The sequence below is a fragment of the Brevibacterium samyangense genome (assembly GCF_039529845.1).
Classification (GTDB): Bacteria; Actinomycetota; Actinomycetes; order Actinomycetales; family Brevibacteriaceae; genus Brevibacterium; species Brevibacterium samyangense.
Map to the genome: position 1 here is coordinate 86183 of NZ_BAAANO010000018.1, position 22299 is coordinate 108481.

General features: G+C 67.7%; 21 protein-coding genes and 1 tRNA gene. 13 read left to right on the forward strand and 9 right to left on the reverse strand.

The features are described from left to right. Positions 1–93: 93 nt before the first annotated feature. The 10 genes from ABD172_RS10295 to ABD172_RS10340 all read left to right on the forward strand — a co-directional run bounded on the left by ABD172_RS10295 (position 94) and on the right by ABD172_RS10340 (position 11987). Positions 94–1407 (forward strand): PucR family transcriptional regulator, encoded by a 1314-nt coding sequence (locus ABD172_RS10295; protein ID WP_344309336.1) that lies wholly within the window; start codon positions 94–96, stop codon positions 1405–1407. An 81-nt stretch (positions 1408–1488) separates the two neighbouring features. Beyond that, positions 1489–2409, forward strand: a complete 921-nt coding sequence (locus ABD172_RS10300) for an ACP S-malonyltransferase (protein WP_344309337.1) — start codon at positions 1489–1491, stop codon at positions 2407–2409. A gap of 17 nt (positions 2410–2426) precedes the next feature. Continuing rightward, positions 2427–3428, forward strand: coding sequence for a beta-ketoacyl-ACP synthase III (locus tag ABD172_RS10305; RefSeq protein ID WP_344309339.1), 1002 nt, complete (start codon positions 2427–2429; stop codon positions 3426–3428). Between the two features lie 233 nt (positions 3429–3661). After that, a complete protein-coding gene (locus ABD172_RS10310; RefSeq protein ID WP_344309341.1) occupies positions 3662–3913 on the forward strand; it encodes an acyl carrier protein in 252 nt (83 codons plus the stop codon). A 98-nt stretch (positions 3914–4011) separates the two neighbouring features. Continuing rightward, positions 4012–5256 carry a beta-ketoacyl-[acyl-carrier-protein] synthase family protein gene (locus ABD172_RS10315; protein ID WP_344309343.1) on the forward strand — a complete coding sequence of 415 codons (1245 nt, stop codon included), beginning with the start codon at positions 4012–4014 and terminating at the stop codon, positions 5254–5256. 160 nt (positions 5257–5416) lie between these two features. After that, the gene (locus ABD172_RS10320; protein ID WP_344309450.1) at positions 5417–5908 is read left to right on the forward strand and encodes a DUF3145 domain-containing protein; all 492 of its coding nucleotides are present in this window, start codon (positions 5417–5419) and stop codon (positions 5906–5908) included. A 136-nt stretch (positions 5909–6044) separates the two neighbouring features. Then, on the forward strand, positions 6045–7508 hold the full coding sequence (locus tag ABD172_RS10325) for a DUF3375 family protein (RefSeq protein ID WP_344309345.1): 1464 nt from the start codon (positions 6045–6047) through the stop codon (positions 7506–7508). Beyond that, a complete protein-coding gene (locus tag ABD172_RS10330) occupies positions 7505–8344 on the forward strand; it encodes a DUF4194 domain-containing protein (RefSeq protein ID WP_344309346.1) in 840 nt (279 codons plus the stop codon). The genes ABD172_RS10325 and ABD172_RS10330 overlap by 4 nt, the downstream gene beginning before the upstream one ends. Continuing rightward, positions 8341–11823: an ATP-binding protein gene (locus tag ABD172_RS10335; RefSeq protein ID WP_344309347.1), complete on the forward strand. Its 3483-nt coding sequence runs from the start codon at positions 8341–8343 to the stop codon at positions 11821–11823. Before ABD172_RS10330 ends, ABD172_RS10335 begins: the two co-directional genes overlap by 4 nt. A gap of 90 nt (positions 11824–11913) precedes the next feature. Further along, a tRNA-Ile gene (locus ABD172_RS10340) sits at positions 11914–11987 on the forward strand. A gap of 630 nt (positions 11988–12617) precedes the next feature. Here the strand turns inward: ABD172_RS10340 and ABD172_RS10345 are convergent. The 8 genes from ABD172_RS10345 to ABD172_RS10380 form a co-directional block, all read right to left on the reverse strand. Beyond that, a complete protein-coding gene (locus tag ABD172_RS10345) occupies positions 12618–12890 on the reverse strand; it encodes a hypothetical protein (RefSeq protein WP_344309349.1) in 273 nt (90 codons plus the stop codon). 350 nt (positions 12891–13240) lie between these two features. Then, complete coding sequence (locus tag ABD172_RS10350; protein WP_344309350.1) at positions 13241–13828, reverse strand: hypothetical protein; 588 nt, start codon at positions 13826–13828, stop codon at positions 13241–13243. Between the two features lie 3 nt (positions 13829–13831). Beyond that, the gene (locus ABD172_RS10355) at positions 13832–14476 is read right to left on the reverse strand and encodes a hypothetical protein (protein WP_344309352.1); all 645 of its coding nucleotides are present in this window, start codon (positions 14474–14476) and stop codon (positions 13832–13834) included. Beyond that, a complete protein-coding gene (locus ABD172_RS10360) occupies positions 14473–14697 on the reverse strand; it encodes a hypothetical protein (RefSeq protein ID WP_344309354.1) in 225 nt (74 codons plus the stop codon). The genes ABD172_RS10355 and ABD172_RS10360 overlap by 4 nt, the downstream gene beginning before the upstream one ends. After that, positions 14694–15056, reverse strand: a complete 363-nt coding sequence (locus ABD172_RS10365; protein WP_344309356.1) for a hypothetical protein — start codon at positions 15054–15056, stop codon at positions 14694–14696. The genes ABD172_RS10360 and ABD172_RS10365 overlap by 4 nt, the downstream gene beginning before the upstream one ends. Further along, on the reverse strand, positions 15056–15592 hold the full coding sequence (locus tag ABD172_RS10370) for an HNH endonuclease (RefSeq protein ID WP_344309358.1): 537 nt from the start codon (positions 15590–15592) through the stop codon (positions 15056–15058). The genes ABD172_RS10365 and ABD172_RS10370 overlap by 1 nt, the downstream gene beginning before the upstream one ends. A gap of 353 nt (positions 15593–15945) precedes the next feature. Beyond that, on the reverse strand, positions 15946–16530 hold the full coding sequence (locus tag ABD172_RS10375) for a hypothetical protein (RefSeq protein ID WP_344309360.1): 585 nt from the start codon (positions 16528–16530) through the stop codon (positions 15946–15948). Positions 16531–16688: 158 nt separating this feature from the next. Next, a complete protein-coding gene (locus ABD172_RS10380; RefSeq protein ID WP_344309362.1) occupies positions 16689–16892 on the reverse strand; it encodes a helix-turn-helix transcriptional regulator in 204 nt (67 codons plus the stop codon). A gap of 458 nt (positions 16893–17350) precedes the next feature. Between ABD172_RS10380 and ABD172_RS10385 the strand changes: the two genes are divergently transcribed. The 3 genes from ABD172_RS10385 (at position 17351) to ABD172_RS10395 (ending at position 20944) form a co-directional block, all read left to right on the forward strand. Then, complete coding sequence (locus ABD172_RS10385; RefSeq protein ID WP_344309363.1) at positions 17351–18673, forward strand: tyrosine-type recombinase/integrase; 1323 nt, start codon at positions 17351–17353, stop codon at positions 18671–18673. Positions 18674–19535: 862 nt separating this feature from the next. After that, on the forward strand, positions 19536–20309 hold the full coding sequence (locus ABD172_RS10390) for a 3-oxoacid CoA-transferase subunit A (RefSeq protein WP_344309365.1): 774 nt from the start codon (positions 19536–19538) through the stop codon (positions 20307–20309). Continuing rightward, on the forward strand, positions 20306–20944 hold the full coding sequence (locus ABD172_RS10395) for a 3-oxoacid CoA-transferase subunit B (protein ID WP_344309366.1): 639 nt from the start codon (positions 20306–20308) through the stop codon (positions 20942–20944). Before ABD172_RS10390 ends, ABD172_RS10395 begins: the two co-directional genes overlap by 4 nt. 94 nt (positions 20945–21038) lie before the next feature. Here ABD172_RS10395 and ABD172_RS10400 read toward each other — a convergent pair whose 3' ends face one another. After that, positions 21039–22283 carry an EAL domain-containing protein gene (locus ABD172_RS10400; RefSeq protein ID WP_344309368.1) on the reverse strand — a complete coding sequence of 415 codons (1245 nt, stop codon included), beginning with the start codon at positions 22281–22283 and terminating at the stop codon, positions 21039–21041. Between the last annotated feature and the right edge of the window lie 16 nt (positions 22284–22299).

A 22299-nucleotide genomic window follows, 5' to 3' on the forward strand; every position in this document is an offset into this window, starting at 1 on the left:
GGAACACTCCTCACCTCCGCGGCGCCTCGGCGCATTCGCCGATTGTCGTGTCGCAACAAATGATTTGTACGAAAGGCGACTACAGTGGCGATCATGCCGTCCTCCACCGATACGACCGCCGGAACCCGGCCGACCTCTCCGGGCACGTCCGGCACTCCCGGCGCTGCAGCCGGTGCCGGATCCCGCCGCACCACCTCCGGCGACCGCAACGCGGGCCGGGTCGAGACGAGCCGACGGCTCAAGGCCGGTCAGGCGATGCTGTCGAAGCTCACGCTCCAACGCCTCGAATCCCAGTTGCCGTGGTTCCGCCAGATGAACTCCGGGGACCGCGGCTGGGTCGTCCTCCTCGCGAACTCCGGCATCACCTCGTTCATCGACTGGTATCGGGACCCCCAGGCGCCACTGCGCGTCGTCACGGAGATCTTCAACTCGGCACCGCGTGAGCTCGTCCGTTCGGTCTCCCTCCAGCACACCCTCCAGTTGTTGCGCGTCGTCGTGCAGGTCGTCGAGGAACGGGTGGGCGACCTCGCGAAACCCGGTGAGCAGGCGGAGCTCAAGGAGGCCGTGCTCGTGTACTCCCGCGAGATCGCCTTCGCCGCCGCGGACGTCTACGCGAAGGCCGCGGAGGCCCGGGGCTCCTGGGACGCCCGCCTCGAGGCGATGGTCGTCGACGCACTCGTGCGTGGCGACTCGGTCGAGGATCTCGCAGGGCGGGCCGCCGCGATCGGGTGGCGGACCGACGGCTCCGTGCACGTCCTCGTCGGCCGGGCTCCGCGGCGGACCGCCAGCCGGTCGATCGACGACATCCGCCGGGCGGCGCAGAAATGGGCCGAGGACGCTCTCGTCGGGATCCACGAGGACCGGCTCCTCATCGTCCTCGGAGGCACCTCGGACATCGACGCCGCCGCTGCCTCGCTCTCCCACCACTTCGGTCCCTCGGACGTCGTGATCGGGCCCGAGGTCTCCTCCCTCGCCGAGGCCGGTGCGAGTGCCACCGCCGCGGTGTGGGCCCTGCGCACCGCGATCGCGCGTCCTGCCACCCCCCGCCCCGTCCACGCGACGGACCTGCTGCCCGAACGGGCGATCGCCGGGGACCGCCGTGCCGTGAGTGAGCTCGTCTCCCGGTTCTACGAGCCGCTGTGCGCGGGGAACGGGCAACTGCTCGACACCGTGTCCGCGTACCTCGAGTTCGGCGGATCGCTCGAGACCACCGCGAAGAGCCTCGAGGTGCACCCCAACACCGTGCGCTACCGACTGCGGAAGATCACCGACCTCATCGGAGTCGATCCGACGGAGGCACGGGCCGGTTTCGAGGTGCGGATCGCCTTGGTGTACGGACGACTGTCCCAGGCGGGGCAGTTGTCGGAGCTCCACAATTCCTCACACGTGTCCCCGGGGTTGTCGTAGGTTGTTGACGATCTCCCCGTCCCCCAGCCGCGTCCGGGCTCTTCCGGCCCGGCGCATCCGACGATAGGAAGAACACCACCGATGCTCGTCATTGCGTGCCCCGGTCAGGGCGCACAGAAATCCGGTTTCCTCTCCTCGTGGCTCGAACTCCCCGGGTTCGCCGCCTCGATCGAGGAGCTCTCGGCGGCCGCCGATCTCGATCTCCGCCTGCACGGCACGGAATCGGACGACGACACCATCACGGACACCGCCCTCGCCCAGCCGCTGCTCGTCGCGAGTGCCATCGCCGCGTACCGCGAACTCGTGCGCGACCTTCCTGCGCCCCAGGTCGTCGCGGGCCATTCGGTCGGCGAGATCGGTGCCGCACAGATCGCCGGCATCCTCACCGCCGCCGAGGCGATGGAGTTCGTGAAGGTCCGTGCGACGGGGATGGCCGAAGCCGCTGCCGCCACGCCGACCGGCATGGCCGCCGTCGTCGGCGGTGACCCCGAGGAGGTCCTCGCCCGGATCACCGAGGCCGGCCTCTCCCCCGCGAACGTCAACGGGGGCGGTCAGACCGTCGCCGCCGGTTCCCTCGAGGGGATCGACGCCCTCAAGGAGAACGCCCCCGAACGCGCCCGGGTCATCCCGCTCGCCGTCGCCGGCGCGTTCCACACCGATTACATGGCACCCGCGACGGATCCGCTCGCCGCACTCGCGGCGGGTCTCTCACCGGCGGATCCGGACATCACGATCCTGTCCAACCGCGACGGGAAGGCCGTCACCTCGGGACGCGAGTACGTCGACACCCTCGTCCACCAGGTCACGCATCCGGTCCGCTGGGACCTGTGCCAGGAGGAACTCCTCTCGCAGGGCGTCACCGGTCTGCTCGAACTCGTCCCCGGGGGTACGCTCACCGGGCTGGCGAAGCGCGGCATGAAGGGCGTGGAGACCTTCGCCCTCAAGTCCGCCGGGGACCTCGACGCAGCACGCGAGTTCGTCGCCGCACACACTCGGAACTGATCAGGAGGAAGTCTTCCATGGCCACACTCACCACTGCCGAGACCGGACGGTTCTCACGCATCGCCGGGATCGGCGGGTACCGCTCCGAACTCGTCGTCACGAACGACGACCTCGTCGAACCCATCGATTCCTCCGACGAGTGGATCCGGCAGCGCACCGGCATCGTCACCCGCCACCGGGCGGGGGCGGACGTCGGTGTCCTCGAGATGTCCGAGGAGGCCGCGAACGAGGCGATCGCGAACGCCGGACTCAAGCCCCAGGACATCGGGGGCATCATCATCGCGACCGTGACCTTCGGCACCCCGACCCCGTCGGCCGCCGCAGCCCTGTCCGCGCGCCTCGGCACCGGCCCCGTTCCCGCCTGGGACATCTCCGCCGCATGCGCGGGGTACTGCTACGGCATCGCGCAGGCGGACGCACTCGTGCGTTCCGGCACGATGGACAACGTCCTCGTCATCGGTGCGGAGAAGCTCTCCGACTTCGTCGACCCGACGGACCGTTCGATCTCCTTCCTCCTCGGTGACGGCGCGGGCGCCGTCGTCGTCTCCGCCTCCGACACCCCCGGCATCGGGAAGAGCGTGTGGGGGTCGAAGGGCGAGAACTGGGAGACGATCCGGATGACGAACTCGTTCCTCGACTTCAAGACCGACCCCGAGGCGCCCTTCCCGACGCTGCGGCAGGACGGTCCCAGCGTCTTCCGCTGGGCAGTGTGGGAGATGGCCGAGGTCGCGAAGGAAGCACTCGAGGCCGCGGGGGTCACTGCGGAGGACCTCGGGGCGTTCGTCCCGCACCAGGCGAACATGCGGATCATCGACGAACTCGCGAAGCAGCTGAAACTGCCGGAGTCGGTCGCCATTGCGCAGGACATCGCCGACAACGGCAACACCTCGGCCGCGTCGATCCCCCTCGCCACCGAACGGCTGCTGCGGGAGAACCCGGATCTTCACGGCACGCTCGCGCTGCAGATCGGATTCGGCGCCGGGCTCGTCTACGGAGCCCAGGTCGTCGTGCTGCCCTGATGCGGAACACAGTGCCGTCACCGGATCCACGGACGGCACCACGCCCACCGACGTCACCACACCTACCGACGTCACCACACCTACCGACGTCACCACACCTACCGACGTGGCGCCTCGGCCGGTCGCGCACCATGCAATAGGATTTTCGGCGGGACATTCGTCGAATCACGTTCCACGAACCACCCACGGACGGGCCCGACCCACTCGTGGGCACACCGAGAAAGAAGGAAGAAATGGCATTCACCGAAGCCGAAGTCCTCGCCGGACTTGCTGAGATCGTCAACGAGGAGACCGGACTGGCCGTCGAGGCCGTGGAGGCCGGCAAGTCCTTCACCGACGACCTCGACATCGACTCGATCTCGATGATGACCATCGTCGTCAACGCCGAGAAGAAGTTCGGCGTCAAGATCCCGGACGACGACGTCAAGGACCTCATCACCGTCCAGGACGCGGTGGACTACATCGTCAAGGCCGAGCAGGCCTGACGCCCCTCACGGACGACGGCCGGTCGGCAGCACCCGATCGGTGACCGGCCGGCCGTCGCCCCGTTCGCCCCACACACGATTCGACGAGGTTTCACACAATGACTTCCAAAGTTGTCGTCACCGGTGTCGGTGCCGTCACCCCCATCGGCAACACGGCCGCGCAGACGTGGCAGGCCGCCCTCGCGGGCACCCCGGGTGCACACACCCTCGACAACGACTGGGCCGAGCAGTACGACATCCCGGTCGACTTCGCCGCCACCGTCGACCCCGCGGTGGTCGACGAGAACCTCAAGAAGGTCGAGGCCAAGCGCCTCGATCCGGCCAGCCGACTCGCTCTCATCGCCTCGCGCGAGGCATGGTCGGATGCCGGCAGCCCGGAGATCGAGCCCGAGCGCCTCGCCGTCTCCTGGGCCACCGGGATCGGCGGTGTGTGGACGCTCCTCAACGCCTGGGACACGCTGCGTGAGGAGAAGTCCGCGCGCAGCGTCATGCCGCTCACCGTTCCGATGCTTATGCCGAACGGCCCCGCCGCGGCGGTCGGGATGGAGTTCAAGGCACGCGCTGCCGTGCAGACCCTCGTGTCGGCCTGCGCCTCGTCCACCGAGAGCCTCGGCAACGCCTTCGACGTCATCCGTTCCGGTCGCGCCGATGTCGTCATCACCGGTGGCGCGGAGGCCGCGATCCATCCGATCACGCTGGCCGCCTTCTCCTCGATGCGCGCGCTCTCGCGCCGCACCGACTCCCCGGAGACCGCCTCCCGGCCCTACGACCTCGACCGTGACGGCTTCGTCATGGGTGAGGGCGCCGGCACGCTGGTCCTCGAGTCCGAGGAGCACGCGAAGGCCCGCGGTGCGAAGATCTACGCGGAGATCGGTGGCTGGGGCATCTCGAACGACGCCTACCACATCACGGCCGGCGAACCCGAGGGCGCCGGCTCGATCCGTGCCATGCAGGCGGCTCTCGATTCCGCCGGACTCACCGCAGCGGACGTCAAGCACATCAACGCACACGCGACCTCGACCCCCGTCGGGGACATCCCGGAGTCGCGCGCCATCAACAAGGTTCTCGGCGAGTACACCTCCGAGGCCGTCGTCTCCGCGACGAAGTCGATGACCGGGCACCTCCTCGGTGGCGCGGGCGCGGTCGAGGCCGTCCTCACCGTTCTCGCCCTCCGCGAGCGGACCGCTCCGCCGACGATCAACATCGAGAACCTCGATCCGGAGATCTCGCTCACCATCGCGCGGGACACCCCGGTCGCACTGCCGGACGGACAGATCGGCGCGCTCACGAACTCCTTCGGTTTCGGTGGCCACAACGCCGTCGTCGCCATGAAGTCGTACTGACCTCCGGTCGGACACCGCCGCGCTCGCGGGCCCGGACCCCCTGGTGGGGATCGGGCCCGCGTGCTTTACATGTGCGCCTGCTCGCATAGAATGACCGCAGCACTCCTGTTCGGAACGTTGGGGAAGACGGATCCGGACTACCAAGGAGGCAAACATGAATATGACCCGTGGCGTTCTCTTCGTCCACTCCGCACCCCGTGCGCTGTGCCCTCACATCGAGTGGGCAGCCGGCGGGGCCGTCGGAGCGCAGGCGAAGTTCGACTGGACTCCCCAGCCCGCAGCCCCCGGCCTCGTGAGGGCGGAGATCTGCTGGCAGGCGTCCCCGGGGTCGGGCGCCCGTATCGCATCCGCCCTGCGCGGATGGGACAACGTGCGCTACGAGGTGACGGAGGAACCCTCTGCGGGGTTCGACGGTGGCCGGTGGAGCCACACCCCGTCCCTCGGGATCTACCACGCCGTCACTGATGTGCACGGCAACATCGTCGTCTCCGAGGACGTCATCCGGGCAGTGATGGAACGCACCGCCGGGAACGCCACGGAACTCACGGCGGAGCTCGACCGTGCTCTCGGTCGTGCGTGGGACGACGAACTCGAGTCGTTCCGCCACGCGGGCGAGGGCGCACCGGTACGCTGGCTGACCAAGGTCGGCTGAGCACCGAGGTCTCCGTCGGGGACGACTCTCCACCGCGCCCTTCGGGCCCGGGCACACCATCGCCTCCGGTGTGCCCGGGCCCGTGGTGCGTTGGTAGGCTGATACGTCGTTCACGTTCGCAGCAGGAGGGATCGACATGGCGGTTTCGGTCGAGCAGATCGAGGACCTTCTCGGGAAGGACCACCAGCACCCGACCATGGGCCTGCTCACCGCCACCTCGCGCGGCTGGGTGATCCCGCTCTTCGCCCGACACCTCGAGCCCTTCGGCACCGTGAGCGCCGACGAGTTCCACGTGCGCGTCGCCGAGACCCTCGAGCACCCCGATGTCCCCCGCAGCGACCGGACTCCCGCCGAGCACTGCCGCAAGTGGCTCGGTGACCGGTGGATCGAGTCCCTCGTCAAGGACGAACGCACGTACTACCGGCTGTCCTCGTCGTCACTCCGCGCTCTGCAGTTCGTCCGTGAACTCGCAGGCGGCGAGTCAGCGGTCGGCAGCGCCCGTGTCGCCTCGATCGAGTTCGCGATCGAGACGCTCGCCGCCGCCGCCGATCCCGACCGACAGGGACGCATCGCCCGCATCGACGCGCGCATCGCCGAACTCGAGTCGGAGAAGCGGGGCCTCGAGACCGGCCGTTCCCGCGAGGCCTCCACCTCCGACCTCCGCGGGCACCTCCGGGAGATCCAGATCCTCAGCCGGACCCTGCCTGCGGACTTCAGGTCCCTCCAGGCGAAGATCGCCGAGAGCCACAAGGCGGCCGCGCGCCGGGCATGGAACGACACTCCCCCGAAGGCCGAACTCCTCGAGGACTACCTCGACAAGAACGAGTCCTTCTCGTCGACGGCCGAGGGCGCGGCCTACGACTCCTTCACCGAGCTCCTCACACACGATCGCGCACGCAAGCTCAACGCGGCGATCGATCACGTGCTCGAACAGCCCTTCGCCCGTGAACACATGAGCGCCGCCGAACGCGAGGAGTTCCGCAACATCGTCTCGACGCTCAACCGTTCGCGTCACGAGGTCGACCAGGAGCGCATGCGGTGGAAGGAGTTCCTCCGGCGCGTCGTCACCCGGTCGAGCCTCAACCGCAACAAGCACATCAACGCACTCGCACAACGCGCGATGTCCGCAGGAGCCACCTGGGCGGCGAAGGCGCCGGGCCACCGCACGGTCCCGACCGAACTGCTCGGGATCGGCACGATCGAGATCGAGGACATGTCGCAGATCCGCCTGTGGGAGGACGAGGGCCCCGCGAAGGTCTCCGTGGCGGTGCGCCCGCACACCACCGGTCTCAGTCGCTCGGACGTCGACGCACTCCGCCTCGCCGCCGGCACCGGCCACCGCGCCGTCCGCCGGCACGTGAACGCGCTTCTCGAGGAGAACGGCAGGGCCACGGGTGCGCAGGTGCTCGAGGCGATGCCACCGGACAACCGCCGCCTCGGGACCGCGATCTCCCTCATCGACCTCGCGGTCGAGCACGGAAGCACCGCAGCGACCGAGTTCGAGATCGTCGAACTCCTCGACGCGGCCGGCACCGCGACCCGCTGGCAGATCCCTCTCACCGCTTTCACCGCTCCCGTCCCGTCGAAGGAGAACGCATGACCGCCGAGGTGCCCGCCGGGTCCCGCCCCACCGCCGGACACGAGGACCCCGACCGGTCCGACGACACCCGGGGACACGACGCCCTCGGTCCGCACGGCGACGCCGCCGCGGAGGGGACGGAATCGATCGCCCGGGGGTCCGGGCTCGACATGCGGGCACGCCGCGCACTCGCGAAACTCCTGCGCAGCCGCTTCATCACGCGGGAGAACGACCGGAAGACCTGGGACGCGCTCATGGTGTTCCGCGAGGAGATCGAGGAGCGCCTCGCCGATCTCTTCCTCGATCTCGTCGTCGACGAGGAGTACGAGGTCGCCTTCAAGCGCCAGTTCCCGGAGGAATCGGCCCCGCGCATGCTGCGCCGGGAGAAACCGCTGTCCCGGGAGGCCACGCTCGTGCTCGTGCATCTGCGCCAGGAGTACGACTCCCCCGCCGGCGGTGCCGACGGGCGCGTCGAGATGAGCCGCGAACAGCTCCTCGAGGTGCTCCGTCCCGCCCGCAGCACGGGCGACCAGGACGACAAACGGTTCGAGCAGCGCGTCGATCAGGCGATCAACGCCGTCATCGGCCTCGGGCTCCTCACCGAGGAACCCGATGTCGCGGGCATCTATCGGGTCTCTCCGGCCGTCGTGCCGCTCATCGGGGCGGACGAGTTGAGGGCGATCACCGCGTACTTCGAGAAGGCCGCGGCCGCCGAGGACCCGGAAGCGGCCGAGGAGGACGCCGAGTCCGCGACGGAGGATCCGTCCGAGGACCCGACGACCCGGATCACGCCCATCGCCGGTGCGGAGTCCACCGGCGACGACATCAGCACCCCTGAGACGGAGGACGCACAGTGACGGACACGATCGACTACGAGGTGGCCTCCGATCAGGACACACTGCCGCTCCAGGTGCACGACGGCAGCGCGGACTACCAGTACCGGATCAGCCGGGTGCAGGTGCTCAACTGGGGCAACTACCGGGACCTCCACGTCATCCCGTTCACCCGTGACGGTCTGGCGATCGCGGGACCGTCCGGCCGCGGTAAGTCGACCCTCGTCGACGCCCTGTCGTCGGTCCTCTTCCCCAACCCGCAGCAGTTCAACGTGGCGGCGCGCGACGACGGCCGGAAGCGGTCCGAACGCACCGTCTACACGTATGCCCGCGGCTACTCGGAACGGCGGGAGTCCTCCCCGGGCAGCCGGGCGACGACGAACACCTACGTGCGCCCTCCCGAGGACGGGCCGTTCGCCAGCGGGACCGCGGTGACGTTCACGAACGGACGTGGCGCCTCGGTGACGGTGTTCCGACTCATGTGGGTCGCACCGCACGTGCTCGACCGGGACTCCCTCGCCGCGAACACGGTGTACGGGTTCGTCCACGACGACTTCGATCTCGCGGCGATCGCCGGCCTCGACGCCGTCCGTGGGTCCTCCCCGATCTCGAAGTCGTCGCTCCAGCGTCTCATCGACGTCGAACGCGGGGACATCGTCGACGGGTCCCAGGCCCGCGTCCACGCGAAGATGCGCAGCGTCCTCCACATGGGTGTGAACGAGGACTCGCAGCGCCATGCCTTCACCCTCCTGCGGCGCGCCCAGTCCTCGCGCGACCTCGAGCCGATCGACGAGTTCTTCAAGACCTTCGTCCTCACCGAGCCCGAGGCGCTGCGGATCTGGGACGACACCGCGCAGAGCTTCACGAACGCGGCCCGGTTCTACGACGAGTTCGAGTCCGCCCGCCGCCGGGCCGAGATCCTCCAGGAGCTCCCGCAACTCGCCGAGGAGTATCGCTCGGCGCATGCGAAGGGGCAGGCGAAGGCCCAGCTGCTCGATCCCTCGGGCGAGGTCTCCCCCATCGACATCTGGCACGGCCGGAAGCTCATCGACTGGGCCGAGGAACGCATCAGCGAGGTCCGGGGGCGGATCACCGAGATGACCGGCCGGCGGGCCGAGCTCCAGGACGAGCTCGCCTCGGTCGAGCGGGAGTACGAGAACGTCTCGATCCGGCTCGAGGGCGTCGGCGGCGGGCTCGCCGAGGAGAACCTGCGGCTGCGCCTCGACGCGGCCCGCAAGACCCTTCACGACCGCGAACGACTCGCGGAGGAACTCTCCGCGGCACTCGCGGCGTTGGATCTCGAGCTGCCCGCGGGTTCGGCCGGTCTCCGCAAGACGGTCTCCGCGCTCGACGAGTTGCTCGCCCGCACCGAGGAGGACCTCGAGGGGCTGCGTGCGGAGCAGGCCGAGGACACCGCGAAGGTGTGGGAACTGCGGCGCGCGGTCGAGGCCGCAGCGAAGGAGGTCTCCGGCCTCCAGACCCGGCAGAGCGCCATTCCGGACGACGCGGAAGCGCGGCGCACCTCGATCGAGAAGTCGCTCGGCCTGGCCCCGGGCACGCTCGTGTACGCCGGCGAACTCCTGCGCGTACGGGAGGCCGACCGCGCATGGTCGAAGGCGGTCGTGAGTGTCGTCCTGCCCCTCGCGCGGACACTTCTCGTACCCCGGGAGCACCTCCCCGCCGTGCGTGAGCACGTGAACGCGACGGATATGCGCGGATCCCTCACCTTCGTCGAGGCCGAGTCGGGCGCACCGGTCGAGACCGCTCCTGCCGGATCGCTCGCCGAACTCCTCGAGTTCGCGGACCACCCCTTCGCCGGGTGGGTCTCCGGCGAACTCGTCCGGACGGCCAACTACCTCCGGGTGGACTCCGCGAAGGAGCTCTCGACGGACCCCCCGAAGTGGGCCGCAGGAGCGATCACGATCGAGGGCCTGCGGTCGGGTGCCCGCGGCCGGTACACGAAGGACGACCGCCGCCAGCGGTACCCGTGGCTCGGTTGGGACAACCGCTCGCTCGTCGGAGCGCTCGAATCCGAACTCGAGTCGCAGAAGGAGGCCCTCGCGCAGGCGGAGGCACGGGCGAAGCAGCTCGACGCCCGGATCGCCGCCGCGAACCGCCGGGTGCGGGCCCTCACGGATCTGCCGGAGCGCCTCGAACGGGCGGATCTCGAGTCCGGGGGACTCGACGTCGCCGGGGCCCGGAAGGTCGCCGAGGAGCTCTCGGCACAGCTCGCCGCCTCGGCGGATCCCGCGGTCGACGAGCTCAAGGCCCAGAAGAAGTCCCTCTCCGCGCGTCGTGACGAACTCACGAAGCACATCGGTGTCCTCGAGGACCGCGTGACGAACGCGGAGACCCAGTGGGGTGCACTCGTCGACGTCCAGGACGCCGCGCACGACGCCGTGGACGGTGCCGAACTGCCGGCGGACCTCGCGTCGATGGTCGAGGAGACGGAGTTCCGGGCACCGGCCGACGCCTCGAAACGCGCAGTGGCCGCGAGCCTCGGGACCGCCCGGGACTCGGTCCGGGACCAGATCGCGCTGCACCTCGCGGAGACCGGCACCCGGAAAGCCCGGATCGAGGCGATCCTCCAGCGGTACCGGCAGCTCGGCGCGGCCGCCGCCCGGGAGACCGACGGCACGATCGAGTCGCTCGACGCGATGCTCGAGGTCTACGAACGGCTCCGCCGGGACGACGTCCCGCGCGCGAAGGCGAAATGGATCCGCGGCGCGAGCAAGGATCTCATGACCGGGTTCAGCGGTCTGCTCATGCAGATCGACTCCGATGAACGCGACATCGTCCAAGCACTCGAACCGATCAACAGCGTCCTGCGGAACATCAGCTTCCGCGGGGATTCGATCCTCTCGATCGAGGTCGATCGGAAGCCGACGCGCGAACGCCGCGAGTTCCGCGACATCGTGAAGAAGTACGGGTCCCCCGACACCCTCGCCCGGCCCACCACCGACGAGGCCGAGGTCGAGAAGAACTTCCTCACGCTCCGGAAGTCCCTCGAGAACCTCCTCGGCGACGACCGCGACGCGCACCTGTGGCGTGCACGCGTGTTCGATGCCCGCGAGAACATGGAGTTCCGCGCGGTGCAGACCCGCCCGAACGGGGATCGCATCCCACTCGACGGCGTTGCCGGTATGAGTGGTGGTGAGGGTCAGGAGCTCATTGCGTTCGTGCTCGGTGCGGCACTACGGATGCGCCTCGGCGAGGGCCACGACGCACCGCCGACGTACGCCCCGATCGTCCTTGACGAGGGCTTCGTCAAGTCCGACAGCGACTTCACGGCGCGTGCCCTCAATGCGTTCAAGGCGCTCGGCTTCCAGCTCGTCATCGCGGCGCCCCGCGAGAAGGCTGCCGCTTTCGACCGCTTCGTCGGGTCCATCGTGTACGTCAATCACGATCGGAACCGTTTCGAGAACGGCTCGGTCGTCCGCCGGATAACGCTCGCGGACCTCGAGGAGATCACCGGCGAGGGCGGTGACGCGTTCGAGCAGTGACGACGGAGGGGCGAGTCCCCCGTCGGATCGTGCCGGAAGTCGGAGTACCGGCGAATGCACCGGTGCTCACCTGCTAGGATTTCTGCGCTCGCCCCTGTAGCTCAGCCGGTCAGAGCAGAGGACTCATAATCCTTGGGTCGTGGGTTCAAGCCCCACCGGGGGCACGAGCAAGGGAAGGGCCGCTTGACCAGCATTTATGCGGGTGAGCGGCCCTTTTCGTGTCCTCGAGGAGTACCTCGGAGGGTGACCGATCACCGCTCAATGTCCCGGTTTTTCCCGGTGTTTTCGGGAGTCGGTATAACCGGGGTATAACCGCAGGATCGCCGGCACCCCCGGAATCACGGGGCACGCCGGCCACGAGCCGGCACCGGGGCCGGTTATACCGATCGGTATAACGCACCCCTCCCCCATCACCCCCTCGAGGCACTCGAGAGGGACCAGCGCGTCTATGCGCGCCGGATCTCGCCGGGGTCTGGGACTTTTCTGACGAGGCTCAAATATGCGCAAACGTGCGCATAAACCATACGATTCCGACCCCGTATTTCGAGGGCACTTCCCCGTGATCTAGGGGCAGAACGGCGCTTGAGGGGCCGATTCCATCGACTTTAAAACCCAGGGGCGTACCGAGCCGCATAGACGCGCTGGTCCTGCCGGACCACGCGAGGGGGTGACCGGGGTACCCCTCAGGCGCTCGAGGATCGCCCACAACGGACGAACCTAGGCGAGACGGGCACGGGCTCATCTCGGCGGCTCCACGGCCTCACAGGGCCGTAAACGCGACCACACCAAGGGAGTCAGTAGAGCGGACGACCGTCGTCGTCGGACGCCTCGAGTTCCCCATGGAGTCTGTCGAACGCCTCGACTCGATCGCACAGGGATTCCATATCGAACGGCAATGAGGGATCGAAGGAGGCGAGCGCGGCTCGCCATGCCGACGCGAACAGAGGGAAGTCGTCAGGCGTCGTCACCTCGACGCCGTGCCAATGCATCGTGAAGTGTGGTGCGCCCTCGATCGCCTCGAGGACGGAGGTCGTGAAGGTGTGTTCACTCAGTTCGATATGTGCCATGCGTGCATCGAAGCACGCACCGTTACCACGAGTCCAGCGGAATGTCCAATCTGTAGGCTCGCCGGCGGGGTGCCCGCGGCGGGCGCAGTCGCCTTGAGAAGACAGTCGTACGTATTCCGTAGCACTTTGTTCGGTTCCCCAATTTGACACGTGCGCTAATCGCGTCTCGATTGTAGGATGCCCACATAGTACAGGCGTTCGATTCCGGGGTTTGAGGCATGAGCGCGCCGATCGGAGCCTCAGCGCCCCGACCGTCTCCGAAGCACGCCCGGGAGGACGACGCAGCCCCGACCCCTCGCGATGAGGAGCCGGGGCCGGCGGTCACGTCAGCGGATCGTCACATCAGGCGGTCACTGCCCGAACGAGTCCAGAGGACGGGATGCGACCTCGACGGAGAGCACGGACACTCGAAGGCCGGTGTCCGTCGTGAAGCTCCGACGGGGTGCGCACTCGGTGAGCGAAGACGAACGAGGACGGTTCCATCCGTCCAGCGGTCGGACGGCGGGAGTGAGGATGCGACCGTTCCGGACAAGCGCCGGATTGGGTCGGTTCACCTCGGCGTCGCCGGCGTCGAGGAGTTCTCGGAGTTCCTCATCCGAGTACTTCCAACGGTCGTCCGTCTCCCACACGGTCCGCCGGTCGTGGCGGGGGCCGACGACCTTACGGCGGTGGATCGTGGCGAGGTGTGACGGCACCGGGAATCGATCGAAGATTGCAGCAGTGAGAGCGTGCTCGCCGTAGATGTGAAGGCGAGCGCGCACGACCTCGAACGAGTCCATCTCCTCAGTGGTGAGGCCACGGACGACGACGGTTCCCGCCTCGGGCGTGGAGTGGTCCGAGTCGTCGCCGTCGTGGACGACCACGGCGAGAACGCCGGGGGTGTTCGTGATCTTGTCGAGGAGATGCTCGGCGGTGTGGCTCAGGGTTGCGGTCGTCATGTGTCAGGCGTCCTTCCGTGCGGCGATGTTGACGAGGAGGTTCTCGAGGCGTCCTCGGAGGGTCGCCTCGGAGATGTGCTCGGGCTGTTCCATCGACACCCCGTCGATGTCGATTCCGTGGCGAAGGTTGTACTTCTCGCCGGCGGCAGTGATGACCACACCGAAACCGGGATCGCCCTTCCCGGTGCGCTGGTCTGCGACCGGGAGTCCGTGGAACCGCTCGACGAGGGAACCGACGTAGGTCCGTCGGTCCTCGTTGCCGGCGACGATCGACTCGAGTTCCTCGGTGACCTTCTCAGCCAGGGCCGCGAGGCGTTCCTCGACCGTGACGTGTCCTCGGAGCCCCTCGGCCTCGATCTCGGCTCGAGTGAGGAGTGTCGCCGTACGGAGGCGTTCGGCCTCGGCCTCACGGAGGCGAGCGCCGATTCCCTCGGTGAGAAGTTCAGCGTGCTCGAGGGCCTTGGCACCGGCGGCAAGGTCCGCCGGCGTCACGGAGGTGTCACCGGAGCGGAGGCGAGCGCGCAGCGCGTCGTACACCCCGGAGGCTTCCCGTACCTTGGACTCGGCGTCCGCGATTTCAGCGCGGATCGCCTCGACCGCAGCGAGGGCCTTGTCGTGGTTCTTCTTGAGGGTTGAAATGCTGGTCATGCACTGATCCTTTGTTCGGCGGCCTCAGCCGCGTCGATGAGCTTGTTCGCCAAGCGAGTCGCTTGGGCAATGGTGAGGATGTGGTGGACGGTCTCGCCGTTGAGCACGGCGACCCCGAAGGAGCCGGGGACGAGCTGTGCGACGGCGGTCTCGAGGTTGTTCCCTCGGCGTCGATTCGACTGCCGTCGCCACCCGCTTTCATGCACGAGCGGCGTTGTCACTCGACCCCTTCCACGAAGGCGACAGGTGCCTTCCGGATCACGAGGCTTTGGTGCCCGGTGTGGTGGAGACCGACAGCGTTCACCGGCGGCTCGTGGAGTTCCCACCACGACCCCCGGAGTCGGAGGACGTCCCACGAGGACGTCGCAGCGCTCGCCCTCAGGGTGATGCGGAGGAGTTCGTAGGTGAGCTGTCCGTGCGTCTCAGCCTTGGCTCGGGGAGCCTCGGCCACGGTCACGCGGTGTTCCACACCGGGACCGACGGGAACGAGAACACGGTTCCCGCGATCGTCGCGTTGTTCCTCGACGGCGTAGAAGGTCGCCGTCTCGGTGCCACGGTCGAGAAGTCGAGAGATGGGCATCAGGCGCTCGCCTCCTCGGAGGAGGGAGCCTCACGCCACTCGTGGCGGTGTGCCACGGCAAGGAGTGGCAGCGCCTCGGAGTTCCGGCGGAGGTACTCACGTTCGGCGTTCGTCTTCTCCCGGTGATGCTCACGGCACAGGAGTTGGATGTTCCCCAGGACGTGACGTCCTCCCCACGAGACCGGGATGCGGTGGTCGAGTTCCAACTCGAGGTACTCGTAGCAGCCGCGAGCGAGACACGTTCCGCCCTGACGAGCGGCAAGGTAGTTCGACGGGACGCTGTTGGGATGGTCCTCGAGGACGAGCCACCCGCCTTTGCGAGCGCGCTTGCGATAGTCCTGTGCCCATCGGTGCATTGGGTTCCGTGCGTTGCGATCGCGCTTGCGCTCGCCGTCGCATCGACGGCACCAGGAGTACAGGCCGTCTCGTGACCCCTTGTCAGTGGAGAAGTCCTCGACGGACTTCACCTCGGCACAGTGGGAACACTTCTTGAGGTGCGACGGCAGCGCCGGCGCAGTGAGTGTTTCAGTGGTCATTGTTTCCTTCCCGCGACCCCTCGTCGGGGGTCGCTTGGCAGCAGTGAGTAAGGCGCTCAGCTGGAGCGCCGTTTATCGGGCGTAGAAGGCCGTCGGAGGTGCCGACGGCGTTAAGGGTGAAGGGGCGGCGTTCACGCGCCGCCGTCATCGGTGAGACCTCGACGGAGGAGGGAGCCTCAGAGCGACCTCCTCGGGGGTTTGAACAACCCCCTCGATCTCTTCTCCATTGGGTATAGGCGACCTCGAGGGAGCCTCGTAAGAGGTCTATATAGAAGTACGTCCAAGAAGGACACCCTCCCCCTCGGGGCGGCCGGACGCGCCGGCCACCCCGAAGGAATCGCCTCGTGTTCGCCTCAGAGGTCGAGGTACTCGTCGGGGGTTCCGACGATGCGGATCGGCTTGTTCACTTCCCACAGTCGGGATGCGAAGGCCGCAGCCTCGACCTCGGTCGTGACGTCCTCAGGGAACCGCGCCGGCACGATCGGATCGTGCGCGCCGGCAGCTCGGAGGGTTTCGAGAACATCCCGCCGGTACTCACGCCCAGCGGTGACGTCGCGGTGATGGAACCACGAGAGCACCGCGTGCTCGAGGTCGAACGACTCTCCCAGGAGCGGAGTCGTGAAGCTCCATGTCGTCGCAACGTGGAGACTTCCCTCGAGGCCGCCGTATCGAACGGCGGTGAGGAATCCAGCCTCGCGAAGTGCGGCGATGTCCTTTTGGGTGCTCCGCTCGTTCTTCCCGATCGCATTGGCCATTGCCTCGACCGTCGCCGTGATGACGAGAGACTCCCCCGTCTCCTCGTCCAACGAGGACAGAGAGAACACGAGGACGCTCAGCGTCCGCAGCTGTGCCGGTGTCAGGTCGTGGTCCGTGGCATTGACGAGCCCGAAATACTCTCCGCGCACCTCGGAGAGGGTGCGCATCGGGGAGACGTTCATGCCCTCGACCCGTCGGAGTGCATCACCGATTGCAGCGGGGACGTGATACTCCACGAGCGGCACGCCCGTCTCGATCCAAAGCGCGTTCGCGCGCTCGGTGTGTTCCTCGGTTGGAGGGTGAACGATCATCCTCGGCAGCGGCTCGTTCAGCTCGCCGCTCACGCGGTGACGAGCTGTGCGTCGATCCAGCGGTCGAGGTCCGCGACTCGATACCGGACGAGCTTTCCGCCGTACTTGAGGAACGGCGGCGTCACGGCGGAACGCCGATTGTTCCGCAGCCACCCGACGGAAACGCCGATGTACTCGGCAGCGGCGTGTTCATCGACGACGGAGGGAGTGAGGGCCGTAGGTGAATTGGGCATAGTGGTGTTCTTTCTCGTGAGAGTGACAAGGACAGGCGGCAGCGCCGCCATCTATCTCCTCGACTCCCGACCCCAGACCGGCCCTCAGGTCGCCGCGTGCATGTCAGGAGGAGGCATCGACACAGAAACACCGTGAAGCCCTACGCCACTCAAGGCGGGGCAATGTACCACGAGGAGCTGTGTACGTAGTACAGGCTACCCCTAGATGGTGTGTTGCACCAGTGTAATTGCGGGGAGACGATGCCAATCGATTGCCCTTGTCCACAGGGACGAGGGACTTAACTACCCCGCGAACACAGGGCACACGGGACATTCTGTCCACAGGAAAAGTTCTTGGTCTAGCGGACCGCCGGGGTAACAACTCGTTATACCGGCATACCATTGGTCGCATGGCAGTCGTTGACCTCAGGAAGAGCCCCACCTACAAGCCGGGCACCGCAGCATGGAAAGTCCACTACATGACTCCCGACGGTCGTCGGGCACAGAAGAAGTTTCAGAAGAAGTCCGATGCGCAAGCATTCTGGGACCAGTACCGAGAACAGAAACGCGCCGGCGTCACCTATGACGCCAAGGCCGCGAAGGCTAAGAACGTCGATGAGCTTTTCGCCGATTGGGTCGAGTACCTCGAAACCGCCGGCGGCACTAACCGCACCGGCGTCGCCTACACGACCCTCAGGGACTACAAGTCGATCCACAAGAACGGCGTATCGCCGTACATCGGCCTCCACCTCCTCGAGAGGGTGAACGCCCGCACGATCGAACAGTGGCAATCGAAGATGACCGCAGACACCAACCAACGCGGGGGCCGCGTGCAACCGAGGGCACGCGCCAAGGCGCTCCGACAAGCCTCACGGATGCTCCGTTGGGCAGTGAAACGCGGATGGATGCCACGCAATCCCATTGACGACTACGACGGCATTCCGACGGGAACCGACGGCAAACGTCAGATACCCATCACCGCCCGTCAGCTCGGGCGGCTCGCACAGTGTGCCGACCCGAACGTCTCCGACGTGTTCCTGTTCGCCGGCATGACCGGCCTCAGGATCGGAGAGCTTGCAGAGTTGAAGGTGAAGGACATCAGCCTCCACCGCAAGCGCGCCACGGTCGCGCGCTCACGAGTCGCCGGACGAGTGAAGGCACCGAAGAACGGCAAGGGACGAGTCATCGCCCTGACACAACAAGCCGTGGACATTGCCACGGCGCGCACCGTCGGCAAGGAACCGGAGGATCACCTGTTCACGACCAAGCCGGAGAAGTCTCGCCGGCCCAATTGGAAACGGGACGGCGACCCCGGCCTGTATTGGTTCCCCCTCGACCATTCCAATTTCACGAAACGGCACACGATCCCCGCCGTCATGCTCGCCTCGTCCGCCGTCGCGCGGCTACAGTCCGCGCTCGGCATCATGGAACACGACGAGGGGCTCGCTTGGTTCGGCCCGGAGACGGAGAAGGCGCTCGCCGCATGGCAGCGAGACCACGACATCGAACCGACGGGAGTAGCCGACCCGGACACGAGGGCGGCGCTCGCCCTCGAGGATGCCGACCGCCCGTATACCCTCCGACGGGACGACCGGGACTTCTCCGATGCCTTCCGGAACCACGACCTCAGGCATACTTATGCCTCGATCGCAGCCGCTCAGGGTGCGACCCCGCACGTGATCCAGCGGCAACTCGGACACTCCGATCCGGGATTCACGATGCGCGTCTACGCGCACCTATTCGAGGACGATCTCGACTCGTTCACCGATGGAATGACGGAGGCATTCGGAGGGTCGGTATGACTTTGGTATAACCGAGACCGGCCACGATGCCGTTAGAACCGCTTGTTTTCAGGGTTCTTATCCTCATTACGATTAGCCTCATAATCCTTGGGTCGTGGGTTCAAGCCCCACCGGGGGCACGAGCGTGAAGTCCCGAGACATCGTTCCGACGGTGCCTCGGGACTTCTTCCTGTGCGGATGATCGTGAGTGACAGGCCGAACGGTGTACAGCCCGGGCATGTCACCGGGTCCGGCGGCCCCGGCCTTGCCGATTCCCGTGGCCGTCCTCGCGACGGTTTTCCGCGCCGTTCCCCCATGTGACCCTCGGTGGAGGGAATCAGATGCGCACTTCGGCACGATCTCAGGCCGCTGGATCGTGCCGGATCGCACAGTTGACAACAGGATCCCACCCACAGGCGGCCCGGCCCGGCCCGTCTTCGCAATCCTCGTCCCCGCATGAGCCGGGCCGTGCATCGATCGCGATTCCGCGAGGTGAGCCGGGTGAGATTGCGATTGTCCGCGCTTTCTCGCGGAAACCCCACTGTCAATCGCGACCTCAACAGCGGCAATCGCACCCGTTCGCGATCCGAGGTGGTCGAAGGAGCTTCGCGCAGCCGACACCGCTGCCGCGGGTGACGGTCGGGCCGGCGTGCACCTCGTCGGAACCTCGGAGGTTGGGGCAGTTCGAGCGGCTGCTTCCGCGGCCGGAAGTACGTACACCACCCTGATTGTCGCCGTTCGTGCGGTTCCCGGCCCTTTCTCCGCACGATCGACGACACCGAACGCCGGATGTTGCGGAATCCGCGAGACGCCCTCGATACTGGTCCCGTTTCGGGACGACGACTAATGTGAACGGGTACCCGGCCGAGGAGACCCCACTCACATGATCGACAAGACCGTCGCTACCGTCGAGGATGCCGTCGCCGGCATCTCCGACGGCGACACCGTCATGATCGGCGGATTCGGCCGTGCCGGCCAGCCCGTCGACCTCATCGACGCCCTCATCGACCAGGGCGCCCAGGACCTCACCATCGTCAACAACAACGCCGGCAACGGGGACACCGGGCTCGCCGCCCTCCTCGCGCAGAAGCGCGTCCGGAAGATCATCTGTTCCTTCCCCCGCCAGTCCGACTCCTGGGTGTTCGACGAGCTCTACCGGTCCGGGCAGATCGAGCTCGAACTCGTCCCCCAGGGCAACCTCGCCGAACGGATCCGCGCAGCCGGTGCCGGGATCGGCGGTTTCTACTCCCGCACCGGCGTCGGGACCGAGCTCGCCGCGGGCAAGGAGATCCGCACCATCGACGGCCGCGACTACGCGCTCGAGTTCCCCATCCGCGCCGACTTCGCCCTCGTGAGCGGGCTCGAGGCCGACCGCTGGGGCAACGTCGTCTACCGGGAGACGGCCCGGAACTTCGGCCCCGTCATGGCGACCGCCGCCACGACCACCGTCGTCCAGGTCGACGAGATCGTCGAACTCGGTGCACTCGACCCCGAGGCGGTCGTCACGCCCGGCATCTTCACCGATCGCATCGTCGCCGTCGGACGCCGGCCGTGGCTCGACACCGACGGTTCCTTCATCGGCGGCGTCGACATCGAGGGCCGCCCTCTCGCGGACACCGCATCCACCGCCGGCACCACCGAGGAGACCGCCCGATGAGCACCCGCATCGACCGTCCCGCGCTCGCCGCGCTCATCGCGGCCGACATCCCCGAGGGCGCCTACGTCAACCTCGGCATCGGGGCGCCCACCCTCGTCGCGGACCACATCGGCGACAAGGAGATCGTCCTCCACACCGAGAACGGCATGCTCGGGATGGGCGGTGCCCCGGAGTCCCCCGACCGGATCGATCCGGATCTCATCAATGCCGGTAAGCAGCCCGTCGTCGCCCCCGCCGGAGCGGCCTACTTCCACCACGCCGATTCCTTCGCGATGATGCGGGGTGGCCACCTCGACGTCTGTGTGCTCGGGGCGTTCCAGGTCTCCGCGACCGGCGACCTCGCGAACTGGTCCACGGGAGCTCCCGGTGCGATCCCCGCCGTCGGTGGTGCGATGGACCTCGCCACCGGTGCGAAGCAGGTCTTCGTCATGACGGACCTCTTCACGAAGAAGGGCGAGAGCAAACTCGTCGACGCCTGCACGTACCCCCTCACCGGTGTCGGGTGCGTGAACCGTGTCTACACCGACCACGGCATCTTCGACGTGGCCGACGGCGCCTTCCACGTCCGTGAGCTCTTCGGCGACAACACACTCGAGGACCTCCGCGACCGCACCGGGGTCGACCTGCGAGGCTGACCCGACCCCGCTGGGAGGTGCGGGACAGGATTCACAGCCGAGGCGCCGCGGCCGTTCCGGCACCGTCCCGACGCCCGAATCGGGACAGGAGGGCTCAGTCGCTGATGCGGGTGAGGACGCTGCGCGCGGCGTCCACGACGGTGTAGCGCTCCGTCGTCACGTAGACGTCGAACTCGGTCCGGCCGTCCGGCCCGAGGTCCACCCGGCGGTCCGCCGCGACCATCGCCGACCAGTCGGGCCCGACGACGATCATCGCGTACTCGTCGCGCAGGGGGTCCGAGGCGTCGAGCGGCCCCGAACGCACGCCGTCGATCGGGCTCGACTGCCACTCCCCCGAGAACAGTGCGGTGAACCCGGCGGAGTCCCGCAGCCGGACGAACCTGTCGTAGGTCGACTCCGACAGCTGCTCGAGGCACGCGAACACCCCGATCGCGATGGCCGAGCGGCCCGCGTCGAGCGCCCGGTCCCCGAGCGAGGCGAGCTGTGCGCGGAGCATCTCCTCGTCCATGACGAGGGGATCACGCTTGAGGCCCTGCGAGTTCGAGAACGGCGTTCCCTGCACGGGCAGATTGCGCGTGAAGTGATCGGCGAGGGCGTCCTCCCGCGGCGGGTCCGACGGCTCCGGGTGCGGCGTCGCCTCCCCGAACATCGGACCGGTGACGAGGCGGGCACCGAGTGCGCGAACGGTCACGAGATCGTCGTCGTCCCGCACCCCCTCCGCGAGGATGACGGCGCCGGTCCGCTCGGTGTGGGCGTGGAGGATCCGGATGAGCTCGGCGAGGAGTGCCGGATCCTTGATGTCGAGCACTGCCTTGTCGAGGGCGACGACCGATGGGTTGATGAGCGGGAGGAAGGCTGCGGTCGCGAGGTCCGGACCGACGGACTTGATGCCGATCCCCCACCCGAGTGCGCGCGCCTGCCGGACCGAGCGCAGGACCGTCGCCGGCGATTCCCGGATGGTCGAGGGGTCGAGTTGCAGGATGATCGACCGTTCCGGATCGTCCGTCCGGTCCTCGAGGGTGACGAGGGACTCCGGCTCCGCCGTGAGGAACAGTCGCGTGCGACCCTCGATGCCGAGCGCCTCGGCGGCGCGCAGACCGAGAGCCCGGAGTGAGGCGTCGAGATCACCCGACGTCGGTGACTCCCGGAGGACGTGACGCAGCCGCGCGACCGAGTCCGGGCCCGGGAAGTGCTCCTCCCGATTCGCGTGCTCGACACGGAATCCCGCGGGACCACCGGTGGCGAGATCGACGACGGGCGCGAAGTACGTCTCCACGAGCCCGTTGCGCACGAGTCTCTCGAGGTCGACGCCCGCGGTCGGGTCGGTATCCGTCGTCATCTCCGGATTCCTCCTG

Coding starts and splice junctions, on each gene's coding strand:
- ABD172_RS10295 (WP_344309336.1), top strand. CDS start 94: ATGCCGTCCTCCACCGATACGACCGCCGGAACCCGGCCGACCTCTCCG.
- ABD172_RS10300 (WP_344309337.1), top strand. CDS start 1,489: ATGCTCGTCATTGCGTGCCCCGGTCAGGGCGCACAGAAATCCGGTTTC.
- ABD172_RS10305 (WP_344309339.1), top strand. CDS start 2,427: ATGGCCACACTCACCACTGCCGAGACCGGACGGTTCTCACGCATCGCC.
- ABD172_RS10310 (WP_344309341.1), top strand. CDS start 3,662: ATGGCATTCACCGAAGCCGAAGTCCTCGCCGGACTTGCTGAGATCGTC.
- ABD172_RS10315 (WP_344309343.1), top strand. CDS start 4,012: ATGACTTCCAAAGTTGTCGTCACCGGTGTCGGTGCCGTCACCCCCATC.
- ABD172_RS10320 (WP_344309450.1), top strand. CDS start 5,417: ATGACCCGTGGCGTTCTCTTCGTCCACTCCGCACCCCGTGCGCTGTGC.
- ABD172_RS10325 (WP_344309345.1), top strand. CDS start 6,045: ATGGCGGTTTCGGTCGAGCAGATCGAGGACCTTCTCGGGAAGGACCAC.
- ABD172_RS10330 (WP_344309346.1), top strand. CDS start 7,505: ATGACCGCCGAGGTGCCCGCCGGGTCCCGCCCCACCGCCGGACACGAG.
- ABD172_RS10345 (WP_344309349.1), bottom strand. CDS start 12,890: ATGGCACATATCGAACTGAGTGAACACACCTTCACGACCTCCGTCCTC.
- ABD172_RS10350 (WP_344309350.1), bottom strand. CDS start 13,828: ATGACGACCGCAACCCTGAGCCACACCGCCGAGCATCTCCTCGACAAG.
- ABD172_RS10355 (WP_344309352.1), bottom strand. CDS start 14,476: ATGACCAGCATTTCAACCCTCAAGAAGAACCACGACAAGGCCCTCGCT.
- ABD172_RS10365 (WP_344309356.1), bottom strand. CDS start 15,056: ATGCCCATCTCTCGACTTCTCGACCGTGGCACCGAGACGGCGACCTTC.
- ABD172_RS10370 (WP_344309358.1), bottom strand. CDS start 15,592: ATGACCACTGAAACACTCACTGCGCCGGCGCTGCCGTCGCACCTCAAG.
- ABD172_RS10375 (WP_344309360.1), bottom strand. CDS start 16,530: ATGAACGTCTCCCCGATGCGCACCCTCTCCGAGGTGCGCGGAGAGTAT.
- ABD172_RS10380 (WP_344309362.1), bottom strand. CDS start 16,892: ATGCCCAATTCACCTACGGCCCTCACTCCCTCCGTCGTCGATGAACAC.
- ABD172_RS10385 (WP_344309363.1), top strand. CDS start 17,351: ATGACTCCCGACGGTCGTCGGGCACAGAAGAAGTTTCAGAAGAAGTCC.
- ABD172_RS10390 (WP_344309365.1), top strand. CDS start 19,536: ATGATCGACAAGACCGTCGCTACCGTCGAGGATGCCGTCGCCGGCATC.
- ABD172_RS10395 (WP_344309366.1), top strand. CDS start 20,306: ATGAGCACCCGCATCGACCGTCCCGCGCTCGCCGCGCTCATCGCGGCC.
- ABD172_RS10400 (WP_344309368.1), bottom strand. CDS start 22,283: ATGACGACGGATACCGACCCGACCGCGGGCGTCGACCTCGAGAGACTC.